Origin of the sequence: Bariatricus sp. TF06-38A (genome assembly GCF_027690675.1) — a bacterium.
Lineage (GTDB): Bacteria > Bacillota > Clostridia > Lachnospirales > Lachnospiraceae > Allocoprococcus > Allocoprococcus comes.
The window spans coordinates 25805-38064 of the sequence record NZ_JAQFCE010000006.1; the positions used below are offsets into that span (position 1 = coordinate 25805).

The 12260-nt window shown below is 42.5% G+C and carries 11 protein-coding genes; 1 reads left to right on the forward strand and 10 read right to left on the reverse strand.

Annotation, left to right across the window (positions count from 1 at the left end):
* Window positions 1-71: 71 nt before the first annotated feature.
* From PG418_RS06945 to PG418_RS06970, 6 genes are all read right to left on the reverse strand, one after another.
* Entirely contained in the window at window positions 72-1046 is a 975-nt protein-coding gene (locus PG418_RS06945) for an alpha/beta fold hydrolase (RefSeq protein WP_022220973.1), read from the reverse strand.
* A gap of 236 nt (window positions 1047-1282) precedes the next feature.
* Window positions 1283-2239, reverse strand: a complete 957-nt coding sequence (locus PG418_RS06950) for a carbohydrate kinase family protein (RefSeq protein ID WP_173686497.1) — start codon at window positions 2237-2239, stop codon at window positions 1283-1285.
* An 18-nt stretch (window positions 2240-2257) separates the two neighbouring features.
* Window positions 2258-3724, reverse strand: coding sequence for a glycoside hydrolase family 32 protein (locus PG418_RS06955; RefSeq protein WP_008372974.1), 1467 nt, complete (start codon window positions 3722-3724; stop codon window positions 2258-2260).
* Window positions 3725-3737: 13 nt separating this feature from the next.
* Window positions 3738-5357, reverse strand: a complete 1620-nt coding sequence (locus PG418_RS06960; RefSeq protein ID WP_147574850.1) for a type 2 periplasmic-binding domain-containing protein — start codon at window positions 5355-5357, stop codon at window positions 3738-3740.
* A gap of 84 nt (window positions 5358-5441) precedes the next feature.
* Window positions 5442-6338, reverse strand: a complete 897-nt coding sequence (locus PG418_RS06965) for a carbohydrate ABC transporter permease (RefSeq protein WP_008372970.1) — start codon at window positions 6336-6338, stop codon at window positions 5442-5444.
* A gap of 12 nt (window positions 6339-6350) precedes the next feature.
* Window positions 6351-7289 carry an ABC transporter permease gene (locus PG418_RS06970; protein WP_008372969.1) on the reverse strand — a complete coding sequence of 313 codons (939 nt, stop codon included), beginning with the start codon at window positions 7287-7289 and terminating at the stop codon, window positions 6351-6353.
* Between the two features lie 213 nt (window positions 7290-7502).
* Here PG418_RS06970 and PG418_RS06975 point away from each other — a divergent pair, with 213 nt between their 5' ends.
* Complete coding sequence (locus PG418_RS06975) at window positions 7503-8528, forward strand: LacI family DNA-binding transcriptional regulator (protein WP_008372967.1); 1026 nt, start codon at window positions 7503-7505, stop codon at window positions 8526-8528.
* A gap of 84 nt (window positions 8529-8612) precedes the next feature.
* Here the strand turns inward: PG418_RS06975 and PG418_RS06980 are convergent, their stop codons facing one another.
* From PG418_RS06980 to PG418_RS06995, 4 genes are all read right to left on the reverse strand, one after another.
* Entirely contained in the window at window positions 8613-10247 is a 1635-nt protein-coding gene (locus PG418_RS06980) for a Na/Pi cotransporter family protein (protein WP_055248996.1), read from the reverse strand.
* A gap of 148 nt (window positions 10248-10395) precedes the next feature.
* The gene (locus PG418_RS06985; RefSeq protein WP_022220978.1) at window positions 10396-10752 is read right to left on the reverse strand and encodes a SpoVA/SpoVAEb family sporulation membrane protein; all 357 of its coding nucleotides are present in this window, start codon (window positions 10750-10752) and stop codon (window positions 10396-10398) included.
* A gap of 13 nt (window positions 10753-10765) precedes the next feature.
* Window positions 10766-11776 carry a stage V sporulation protein AD gene (gene spoVAD, locus PG418_RS06990; RefSeq protein ID WP_022220979.1) on the reverse strand — a complete coding sequence of 337 codons (1011 nt, stop codon included), beginning with the start codon at window positions 11774-11776 and terminating at the stop codon, window positions 10766-10768.
* A 16-nt stretch (window positions 11777-11792) separates the two neighbouring features.
* Complete coding sequence (locus PG418_RS06995) at window positions 11793-12251, reverse strand: SpoVA/SpoVAEb family sporulation membrane protein (RefSeq protein ID WP_008372960.1); 459 nt, start codon at window positions 12249-12251, stop codon at window positions 11793-11795.
* Window positions 12252-12260: the final 9 nt, after the last annotated feature.

Genomic DNA, 12260 nt, shown 5'->3' on the forward strand with positions numbered 1-12260 from the left:
TAAATTTTATCTTACCACTTTTCTTGCATTTATCAATAAGCAATTTACAGCTTCTTTACAATCTTTAAAAATCATGATTCAAAAAAATCAAACACTTTCTTCCAATATTCTTCCGCAATCGTATTTTCCGCATTGAATATCTCATGTTTGGACTCTGGGAACTTCACAAGCTCGGCACTTTCCGGTCTGTTCTTGTTTAGTTTTCGCACAAAACGTTCCTGCGCTGCATTCGACACCAGATTATCCTTGCCTGCCGAAAAGAGCATGACAGGTGCTTCGATCTTCTTCCATCCGGTCTTTTCCAGATACCGGTTCAGACGCATTGCATTTCCGAGCCATCCATAAGACGGTGCGTTCAGATGATAATGGGTTTCCTTCGTCCTTTTTTCTTCATAATACTCAAATCTCGGGCGGGAAAGGGAGCAGCTCTCTTCAAATTTTCCTGGCTCCTTGTATGGCTTCTGACCGACTACATATTTTTTGTTCCTTCCCACCTTGCAGGATGTCTTTGCGATCGCCTTTGCCACATGCCACGGCACCCCTCCGGTCAGTGGGCGGATCATCGGTGACGACAGAATTACCTTCTCAAACATTTCCGGTACTCTTGCCGCAACTGCTGCCGCAATTCCGCCTCCCATAGAATGTCCGTACAGATAAATCTTCATCCCCGGATTGTCCTCTTTTGCCTTCTTGGTTACAAAGATAAAGTCCTCTACATAACGTTCAAAGCTGTCCAGATGCACCAGGGATTCATCTTCTGTCAGACGATAGCTGAAGCCATGTCCGCAGTGCTCCGGAAGATATACGCTAAAACCTTCTTTTGCAAAATAATAGGCGATCTCCTTATATTTTTCCGCGTTTTCAATAAATCCATGTGACAACATCACAACCGCATGTGGGTTCTCCGGAACATAATGCATACAGTGGATCTTCTGCCCTGCATGTCTTTCCAGATAGAATTCCGTTCCGATAGATACAAGATACGGTTCTACGATGGTCTGCATTTCTTCTTTGTAGTTACTTTCCTGTAAAATAGGTGTCTGCATGTGTGATAACCTCCCCGATAGATTTTGGTTCGTACTTTTTATTTTCTGATATGATTATAGCAGAGAGGGGAACTCTCTGCTATAGGATTTCTGTATACAGTTCTTTAAAGTTGTTTAAAATTATAAAGTTGCGCTTTTTCCACTTACATAATTCAACAATCGCATTAAATCTGTAATCGTTACGTTTCCATTTTTTAGGGGACTATTCTTTTTTCACAGCCCCTTTCTCTCCACATTTAGTGATGTCCTGCAATCAATGCCTCAATTTCTTCCGGTCGTGGCATCACCCGCAATGCTCCCTTACGTGTTGTGATAATTGATGCGGCAGCATTTGCATAAGTCAGCATTTCCTTTAAATTTTTCTCAGTCAGATTTTCTAGTCCATGTTTACATATGTAATGCAAAACACATGCACAAAATGTATCTCCGGCACCAGTTGTTTCTATTGTATTTTCGTTTATAAAAGGCGCTTTTTCAACCATCCTGTCCTGATAATAAGCTCTACTGCCTTCTTTTCCCATAGATACCAGGATAAGCGGGATATCATATTTCTCCCTAATCCATTTTACAGCCTCTGTATAGTCATTTTTTCCTGTCAGCCACTGAATTTCATTATCTGAAATTTTCAGGATATGACACTGTCCCAGACCATACAATACCTGCTCTCTTGCCTCATACATTGAATTCCACAGTGGCTCACGTATATTAGGATCAAATGAAATGATCGCACCAGCCTGTTTTGCAATTGCAACTGCTTTTTTTGTCGCTCTGCGTACTTTCTCATGTGTCATAGACAGGGTTCCAAAATGAAAAATCCGTGTCTCAAGAATTAATTCCTCTGGAATTTCCTCTTCTGTCAGCATCATATCCGCTCCCGGATTTCGATAAAAAGAGAAATCTCTGTCACCATCCGGATAAGTATGAACCAATGCCAATGTCGTATGTACTTTATCATCTTTTCTCAGACCGGTCACATTGATTCCAATTTCTTTAATTGCATCTTCCAATTGCTTTCCAAAAAAATCATTTCCTACTTTTCCAATAAAAGCCGTTTTGTGTCCCAACTTCGTTAACATTGCCAGAACATTGCATGGTGCCCCTCCCGGATTTGCCTCAAACAATGGGTTTCCCTGGCTACTAATACCATTTTCTGTAAAGTCAATCAGCAATTCCCCTAAAGCTACTACGTCCATTTCTTATTCTCCTGCTTTTTACATTATAATATCATGCTTTTCAACACTCATTGTCATTTTCTTATCGCTGAAAAAATAAATATCTTTCGCATTCAGAGGCGTACAGATTGCAGTGGTCGCCGTCTGCTGTCCATCATTGATAAAAAGTTCGATCGAATGATAATCCAGGATAAAACGCATCTTTTTAAGCCCTGCCGGATCCTCAATTCTGAATTTTCGTACACATACCACATCTTTTGTAACACCGCAGTATGTACGGTCGATTTCCAGAAGTCTGGTTTCCTTATTATAGGTATAACTCGTTTCATACTCACTATCTGCTGCCAGTTTGATAGAAAAGATTGTATTTTCTCCATCTTCCAGTGTCACCGTAAGATCAATTGTGCGTCCCTCTACTCCTGCAAGCACTGTCTCGCCTTCGATTTCTGTGTGTTCATAGCAACATGGATTCTGATAATAATTTTCCAGTTCTTTCACCGGATTCTGCCAGATACGGTTTTCTTTTATCTCCAATTCTCTCGGAAATGTCATCATTCCCTGCCAGTCCTGCGAATTCGGTATCACACAGGCATCCCATGATTTCATCCATGCGATCATGATCCGTCTGCCATCCGGAAGTTCTGTTGTCTGTGGAGCATAGAAATCCATACCATAATCAAGTGTATGCGGCTGTTCTTTGCTGAATCTGCATCTGTTTGCATCGTAGTCTCCCAAAAAATACACCGAATTATGTCCATTGTGAAACTCATATTTCCGCGCCTTCATATCCTGTGGCGAACAGATCAGCACATGTTTGTCTTTTAAAGCAAAGAAATCCGGGCATTCCCACATCGTTCCTATATCACCATTTTCATTTGATGCCAGAATTGTCTCAAATTTCCAGTCTGTCAGATTTTTGCTCGAACAAAGCACAACTTGCCCAACCTGATTATCATTCTTATTTCCAACGATCAGATAATAGGTATCGTTTTCTTTCCAGATCTTCGGGTCACGGAAATCAATCCGGCTGCATCCTTCCGGAAGCATCTCACCTGTCACAACCGGATTCTTTTCATACTTTACGTAATCTTTTCCATCACCAAATGCAATACACTGATTCTGCCGTTCCTGCTCACTTCCATCTGCCTGCTTTACTCTGGTAACTCCGGTATATACAAGTACATGCTTTCCATCTGCTTCGATCGCACTTCCGGAAAAACATCCTGCCTTATCATATTCCTGATCCGGTGCAATCGCTGCCGGAAGCTGCTCCCAGCGGACCATATCATCAGTCACACTATGTCCCCAATGCATTGGTCCCCACTCTCTCTGATATGGATTGTACTGATAGAACAAATGTATTTTCCCATCATATACGGAAAAACCATTCGGATCATTGATCCATCCGGTCGGTGCCGTAACATGGAACAGTGGTTTGGTCGTTTTCTTTACATACACTTGTTTTTCTGTCTCATAATTTCTTGCTTTTTCTAACATCTCACTCATGCATTTTCTCCTACTACTTATTCTCTTCTGAAAGCGATTTCTGGTACTGGTCGAAATATTTCTGTTTAATAGCCAGATAATCGGAAAGTCCGTACTTTTCCATTTTATCAAGGTAAGAATCCCACTCTTTTTCGATTCCACCATTTAAGATCCAGTCGGCTTTCTTCTGCTCTGCATATTTTTTGATGTCGGTATCATACTGTGACACTTTATTGGTATCTTCGATACTCATGAATACATTTGGATATACATATTTGCTGTTCATATCTTTCAGATAAGTTTCATGCATATTGTCCAGACGCCATTTTGCATCCTCCGGCTGTGTCACATATACACCATAATACTCATTGAGTACCGCAAGCGGTCCATTAACCGACTGTGCTTCACGGACTTCTACCGGTGACTGCTCTCCAAGATCAAGATGTTTCAACATCTTTTCTCCGTTTTCATTCGTAGACATCTCAAAAATATTAAAAGAATCTTTCTCTCCATAGCTTCCCCAGTTGTTCTGCGGTGACTGCAGCGGTGCATACATCTGATCGATCCAGGCAGCTGCAAGTGCTGTGTCTTTGCAGCTGGTCGTCAATACACATCGTCCCCGGTCAAATCCACTGGTCTCACTGTTATTCTGTCTCGTAATGTTTGTCACTCCGGTCGGCCCTGTCAGTGCCGGAAGCATTACATAATCCGTATTATTATCAATATTGGCAATGTCCCAGGTAAAACAGAGACCATATCTGTGATTTTTTCCTTTTGCCACGTAGGTAGACCATTCCTGTGTAAATGCTTCCGGATCCACCAGATCCTCTGTTACCAGTTTATGCAGCCACTCAATGCCTTCTTTATAGCCCTCCTGAACGGTTGTATAGATAACCTCTCCATCATCCGTTACAGAAAAATGATCTCCTGTGTCTCCATATCCTTCCCCAAATCCATTGATCAGGATTGCCGGATCCTGATCTCCATTATTGATAATAAATGACATCGGAATCACATCACCATCAATCTGGAATTCTTTCTTCAGATCATCTGCATGGTCACGGAATGCGATCAGTACCTGTTCCAGTTCATCTGTTGTAGTTGGTACTTCCAATCCCAGATAATCAAGCCATTTCTTATTGATATATGGAATATCTCCAATCGCCTGAATTGCTTCCTTTCCAGCTCCAAGCTGCTCGATCCACGGGAATGAATAAATGTGACCATCCGGTGCGGTACACATCGTACGGTACTCCGGATATTTTTCAAATACAGCCTGCAGATTCGGCATATATTTATCGATCAGATTTTCAAGCGGGATAATGATTCCCTGCTTTGCATAACGAAGCAGATCATAATCACTCATTCCTGCATTAAACAGCCCATCCGGAAGATTTCCGAACTGAGCCAGCGCAAGGTTCTTCTTATCCGAGAACTGATCCGCCACAAAACAAGTCCAATCGATATGTACGTTTGTCTCTTTTTCAAGTCTCTTAAAAATGATACGCTCATTCGGATTCTGCGTTGATGTTGCAGGAGCATTTGTAATGAATGATAATTCAGCTTTTTCTTTCAGTGGAAACTGAACCTCTGATACCGGAGTATCCGGATTGGTTTCCGCCTTCATCTGCTCTTCTTTTCCACATCCTGCCATCCCAATTATAATCGAAAATGTCAAACCTAATGCCAACACTCTTTTTCTATTTTTTTTCCACATATCTGCATATTTCCTTTCTGACTATCCCTTCACAGAACCAACCATAATTCCTTTATCGAAGTATTTCTGGAAGAATGGATACATTACCAGCAATGGTAAACTTGACACAACGATAGTTGCATATTTCAGCTGTTCTGCTACTTTTGCCATCTCTGCTGTACTCTGGATATCTGCGATCATTCCCGGCTGAGGTGTATTCTGAACGAGGATCGATCTGAGAACCAGCTGCAGTGGCTGCAGGTTTGCATCATTTAAATATATCATCGCATCAAAGTAGCTGTTCCACATTCCAACAAATGACCACAGTGCCAGTACTGCGATAATCGGTTTGCATACCGGAAGCATAACCTTGAAAAAATGTTGGATTTCCGTTGCTCCGTCAATTGCGGATGCTTCACGCAATTCTTTCGGAATAGACTGGTAATAGGTTCTTGCAAGAATCATATTCCAGACATTAAATGCACCAGGGATTAAAATTGCCCAAATCGTATTTACCATGTGCAGCTGATTGATCAAAATAAAAGTCGGAATCATTCCGCCACCAAAAAACATTGTGATCAGAAAGATTATATTAAAGAATTTTCTTCCTACAAATTCCTTTTTTGACATCGGATACGCTGCAAGTAAAGTTACAAAGACGGAGATCGCGGTAAATGCAATTGAATACAAAAAAGAATTCAAAAAGCCCCGCCAGATCATATCATTTTCCAGCACACGCCGGTATGCATCTAACGTCCAGTCTTTTATATGAAAACTTAATCCCTGGTTATTTAATACGGTCGGATCCATAAAGGATGCCAGAACTACATAGATCAGCGGAATTAAAATTGAAAGAACAAATACCCCAAGGAACACATATGCAATTCCCAAAATGATTTGATCTGTTCGTGAATATTTGATTTTCTTTGTTCCATTCATTTCACGTTCCTCCTATAATCCTTCACCATCATTCAGCTTCTTTACTACCCAGTTTACAAAAATAAGTAAAATCACATTGATTACAGAGTTGAACAGTCCAACTGCTGTCGAATATCCATAATCTCCGTTTAATAGTCCGATCCGGTATACATAAGTCGATAATATTTCAGATGCCGGTAAGTTCATATCTGTCTGCAGCGCATATGCTTTTTCAAAACCAATACTCATAATATTTCCTGCCTGTAAGATAAACTGGATCACAATAATGTCTTTGATCGCCGGAAGTTCTACATACCAGATCTGCTGCAGCAGATTTGCTCCATCCATACGTGCTGCTTCTTCCAGTTCTTTGCTCGCATTCGATAGTGCTGCAGTATACATGATCGAAGCCCACCCGGCTCCCTGCCAGATTCCACTTGCAATATAGATTGTTCGAAATGCAGCAGGCATCGTCATCCAGTTCGTGCTGATTCCCAAAAGTTTATTCATAGGTCCAACCGGTGACAAAAACATACGAACCATTCCGCAAAGTACAATAACAGACACAAAGTTTGGAGCATAGATCAAAAGCTGGATCTTCTTTTTGATCCCCTGTTTGCGGATCTGGTTAAGTAAAAGAGCTAAGATGATCGGAACCGGAAATCCCCAAAGTAATCCATAAATGCTCAGTTTCAATGTATTAAGCAGGTAATTCATAAAATCCGGTGAAGATAAAAACCGCTTAAAATACTCAAGTCCTACCCATGTACTTCCAAATACGCCCTTGATAACGTTATAATCTTCAAACGCAATCAGCAGTCCCCCCATTGGAAGATACTTGAATATAATGGTTAATATAAGTGCCGGCATCAGGAAAAACACATATAACTGCCAATTTTTCTTTACATAAGCCAGCTTACTTGCCATCGTTCGTTTTCCCATTGCCCTGGTTTGTTTCTGCATCCTTTTCATGCAACTATTCCTCCATTCCCTTTGTCCTTCTCGCTGTATAACCGGTAAAGTAACCGGTTACTTTATAACTGAATAGTACCATATAATAATCTCTCTGTCAATGCTTTTGTTCGCAAAAGTTACCGGTTACATAACTGGTTATTTTATAGTTGCCTTTTCGACTTTTAGTTGCTATACTATGAATAAGAATTTTTAAAGGAGTCTATTGATCTTATGGCCAAGAAACAAGTTACATTTGCTGACATTGCCGAATATACCAATTTTTCAAAAACAACAATTTCCAGATATTTTAATCACCCTGATTCTCTGACACTTGAGAATCAGGAAAAAATATCACAGGCACTTGATGCTTTGGGATATAAAAAGAATAAACTGGCAAAAGTTTTAGCAAATGGAAAAAGTGAATTTGTCGGTATTATTGTACCAAATCTCTATCTGCACTATTATTCTGAGATGCTTACGCAGTTACTTTCCAGTTATTCAGACTATCATTATAAGTTTCTTGTTTTTGTCAGCGATCGTGGTCCGGAAGAAGAAGAACAGTATATTGATGAACTTATGGCATATCAGATTGAAGGACTTATTGTATTGAGTCATACACTTTCTTCTGAGAAGCTGGCATCTTATCAGATACCAGTCATTGCCATCGAAAGAGAAGCTAAGTATATCTGTAGTGTAACAACCGACAACTATATGGGTGCACTACAGGCAACAAATCTCCTGATCCGCGATAAATGTGATATCCTGGTTCATATCAATGTCAATGTTCCCGATTTTGTACCGGCATATAAACGAATTCTAGCATTTAAAGAAACCTGTCAGGAACATAACGTTCCTTATGAACTGAATCTGAATGTAGCCGGAGATTCTTATCAGGATATTTTTGCACAAATGCATCGTATTTTTACGGACATCGACGAAAAATATGCTGATAAAAAGAAAGGCATCTTTCTTGCAAATGATACCTATGCCAATATGTTTCTTAATCTTATTTTTCAAAAATATGGTTATTTCCCTGACACATACGAATTGGTAGGGTTTGACAATTCTCCGATTGCAAGTGAAGCTATCCTTCCAATCACAACCGTTGGACAGCAAATCGATCTGATTGCCAAAACCTCCATGGAACTGCTTGTACAGCAAATGGAAGAACGTAAAAAGCGAAAACCTGTACCACTTGCCAAACCCATTCATAAACAAATTACCCCTGTACTTATTCGTAGAAAAACAACAAGTTAATACGGCATTACTCCCATTTCTTAACGATTCGAAAAAAGTGCATGCAGCCGTCAGGCCACATGCACTTTTGCATTTTCCTATCTTCTATTCCGCCAGCACTTCTTCCGCAATATTTCTGGCATGGTCGGAAATTCTTTCCAGGCATACCAGAGAATCAAGGAATACCACTCCGGCTTCTGTGTTACACTGCTGGTTGGTAAGACGCTTGATATGCTTTGCGCGGAGGGAAATCTCCAGCCCGTCTGCCTCTGTTTCTTTCTCGATGGTCTTTAACGCACTTTCGCGGTCATTGGACTCAAAGGCTTCCAACGCATACAGATAACTTGCAATGCAGACATCCAGCATCTTGTTCAGATGTTCCACTCCAACCTCAGAGAAATCCACCTGCTTTTCCAGCAGTGATTCCGCGAACTCAGAAATGTTTTCGCAGTAATCACTGATACGTTCCATATCCGACACGATCTGGAGCATATGCGCCACCTCTTCATGCTCACGTTCATTGATCTGCAGAGTCGACAGCTTGATCGCATAGGATGTGATACCGGCACTTAACCGGTCTACCTTGCTTTCTTCTTCCTTCAGGAACGCAATCTGTTCTTCTTTTCGTTCGAACATAACTTTTCTTGCAACCTCCAGAGAATCCGCAACCACATGTCCCATTCGGACAAGCTCGGAAACGGTTGACTGAATCGCGATACCAGGGGTTTCCAGCATACGGTCATCCAGAAGGACTACACTTTCATCCTGTACCTCTTCTTCCACATGTCCGATCTTCTTGGCAAGCTTGATGATCCAGTCAGAAACCGGGAACAGCAGAACGGTTGTCACAATATTGAATACCGTATGCACCATACTGATCTGTGTCTGGGTGATATTTCCCTGCGCCCATGCCGGATTCACAATACTCAGATATGCGATCGCAATAATACTGAAAATGATCGTTCCGATGATATTAAAGATCAGATGCATCAGCGCTGCGGTTTTCGCATTTTTCTTTGCACCCACACTGGACAGGATTGCAGTTACGCAGGTACCGATATTCTGTCCCATGATAATATAGATTGCTGCGCCAAACGGTACAAGACCTGCTGCTGCAAGGCTCTGCAGGATTCCGACCGATGCAGATGAGCTCTGGATGATCGCCGTAACTGCTGCACCCGCCACAATTCCAAGCAACGGATTGTGTCCCAGTGATACGAAAATATTGCAGAATGCTGCATTATCTTTCAGTGGTTCCACCGCTGAGGACATGGATGAAATCCCGACAAATAAAAGTCCGAAACCAACCACAATACTTGCGATATCTTTTGTCGAACGCCTCTTTCCGGTCAGCATAATGATCACACCGATCATGATCGCAACCGGTGCCAGATTGGACGGACTTAAAAATTTGGCCCATTCCACACTGGATACCAGCCATCCGGTAACTGTTGTACCGATGTTCGCACCCATGATAACTCCCATCGCCTGCTGAAGGTTCATGATACCGGCATTTACAAAACCGACTACCATGACGGTCGTCGCAGATGAGCTCTGGATCACTGCGGTAATGAACGCTCCAAGCAATACGCCGAAGAACTTATTCTTTGTAAGTGCTTCAAGCAATGACTTCATCCGGTTGCCGGCAGCATTCTCCAGCCCCTGTGCCATGATCTGCATTCCATAAATGAACATACCAAGGCCTCCGACAAACGGAATAATGATACTTGTGTACTTCATAGTCGTGTTATCTCCTCTTATGTACTTTTTCTTTTTCACTTTGATTCTTATTTTACAGGCCATTTACACAGCCACGATTTCATCTTAACATCATTTTTCTCCCTGTACAATAAATTTTCTTTCGTAGTTCTGACGAAAATTATTCCCATTACCCCTTCATCTTTGGTTCAAATATCCATGATGCAATGTACCCAAAAATCAATGCGCCGCTGATTCCTGCCGCACTTGCCTTGAATCCTCCAAGAAAAATTCCGATAAATCCTTCCTTGTCGACTGCCTCTTTTACCCCGTTCCATAAAGTATTTCCAAAACCGAGCAGTGGCACGCTCACGCCCGCCCCCGCATACTCCTGCAGTGGTTTAAATATCTGTACAAAACCAAGAATACAGCCAAGTACCACCAGGCTTACCATGACTCTTCCCGGCATCATTTTCGTCCGGTCAAGCAGGATCTGCGCCAGTGCACAGATGAGTCCTCCTACCCAGAATGCATTGATATAGTCCATTTTCTTTCCTCCTTTAACAATGTTCCAGCACAATTCCATGTGCAATTCCCGGAACGCTTTCTCCTTCATTGAAGCTGACCGTCGACATCAGCGCCCCCGTTGGTACAAAAAGGATCCTTTTCCACTCCCCCGATATCAGCTGTGGCATAATATATGCTGCAAGAGTGATCGCCGCGCAGCCGCAGCCGCTTCCACCGGAATTGGTATGCTGTGTCTGCTGATCGAAGATCGTCATTCCGCAGTCCATATGATTTTCTTTGATATCCAGCCCTTTCTTACGAAGCAGATCAAATAAAATCGATTGTCCCACATAGCCCAGGTCTCCGGTAATGATCCGGTCGTAATCCTTTTCACCCCTTCCAAAATCCATAAGATTCTGCAAAATCGTATCACACGCTGCCGGTGCCATACACGCTCCCATATTCTGTGAATCCTTCAGCCCATAATCCACAATTTTCCCAATCGTCACTCCACTGATCCGCACCCGGCTTTTCTTTTTTCCTACCAGAAAGGCTCCGCTTCCTGTCACTGTCCAGGTAGAAGAAAGTGGTCTCTGATTCGCATAGCCAAGTGGAAAACGAAATTCTTTTTCTGCACTTCCAAAATGACTCGATGTTGCAGCAAGCACCAGATCTCCATAGCCTGCCGCCACAGTCATTGCAGCAAGGGCAAGTGCCTCTCCGGATGTGGAACATGCGCCGAAAAGACCAAACACCGGGATCTGAAGTTCTTCTGCCCCCATCGATGTAGCAATTCCCTGTCTTAAAAGATCACCGCCAAAGAGATAGCGTACCTCCTCCGGCTGTACTCCCGCATTTTTCAATGCCAGCTTACACGCAAGCTTCTGCATTGTTCCTTCTGCAAGCTCCCAGGTTTTCTCTCCAAAAAGGTCATCCTCCGATGCAATATCAAAATATTTTCCAAGTGGTCCTTCTCCTTCTTTTTTTCCGGCAACCGATCCGGCGCTTACCAGATACGGACTTTCCGAAAATGCAATACTCTGTGTCCCTTTCATCGCATTCATGTCCATCCCTCCTTGCTCACACAATTCCGATCAGCGTCCCAATCCAGTAGAGCAGTCCCAGAACCCAGCTGGTGAAAACTCCGTACAGGATCACAGGTCCTGCGATCGTAAATATCTTGCAGCCAATTCCGAAAACCTGCCCCTCTTTTTTGTATTCAATTGCCGGCGCCGCAACGGAATTGGCAAATCCGGTGATCGGCACCAGTGCTCCCGCTCCTCCCCAGTTCGCGATCTTCGGATAGATTCCAAATCCGGTCAGCACCACACTTGCCAGGATCAGGATCAGTGAACACCAGCTTGCAGAAATATCCTTTGACATTCCCGCCTTTTCGCACGCATTTAAGATCGTCTGTCCAATCGTACAGATGATCCCGCCGGTCACGAATGCTTTTGCCATCGCAGGTCCGGGCTTCCTGACCGGTGTTTTCTCTTTTACATATGTTTCATACTCTTTTTCTTTCTCTTGTTGCTTCATTTTCTCCTC

What these genes read in the sequence shown, in the direction of transcription:
- PG418_RS06945 (WP_022220973.1), bottom strand. Translation starts at nt 1,046, where the DNA reads ATGCAGACACCTATTTTACAGGAAAGTAACTACAAAGAAGAAATGCAG.
- PG418_RS06950 (WP_173686497.1), bottom strand. Translation starts at nt 2,239, where the DNA reads ATGGACGTAGTAGCTTTAGGGGAATTGCTGATTGACTTTACAGAAAAT.
- PG418_RS06955 (WP_008372974.1), bottom strand. Translation starts at nt 3,724, where the DNA reads ATGAGTGAGATGTTAGAAAAAGCAAGAAATTATGAGACAGAAAAACAA.
- PG418_RS06960 (WP_147574850.1), bottom strand. Translation starts at nt 5,357, where the DNA reads ATGGCAGGATGTGGAAAAGAAGAGCAGATGAAGGCGGAAACCAATCCG.
- PG418_RS06965 (WP_008372970.1), bottom strand. Translation starts at nt 6,338, where the DNA reads ATGAATGGAACAAAGAAAATCAAATATTCACGAACAGATCAAATCATT.
- PG418_RS06970 (WP_008372969.1), bottom strand. Translation starts at nt 7,289, where the DNA reads ATGAAAAGGATGCAGAAACAAACCAGGGCAATGGGAAAACGAACGATG.
- PG418_RS06975 (WP_008372967.1), top strand. Translation starts at nt 7,503, where the DNA reads ATGGCCAAGAAACAAGTTACATTTGCTGACATTGCCGAATATACCAAT.
- PG418_RS06980 (WP_055248996.1), bottom strand. Translation starts at nt 10,247, where the DNA reads ATGAAGTACACAAGTATCATTATTCCGTTTGTCGGAGGCCTTGGTATG.
- PG418_RS06985 (WP_022220978.1), bottom strand. Translation starts at nt 10,752, where the DNA reads ATGGACTATATCAATGCATTCTGGGTAGGAGGACTCATCTGTGCACTG.
- spoVAD (WP_022220979.1), bottom strand. Translation starts at nt 11,776, where the DNA reads ATGAATGCGATGAAAGGGACACAGAGTATTGCATTTTCGGAAAGTCCG.
- PG418_RS06995 (WP_008372960.1), bottom strand. Translation starts at nt 12,251, where the DNA reads ATGAAGCAACAAGAGAAAGAAAAAGAGTATGAAACATATGTAAAAGAG.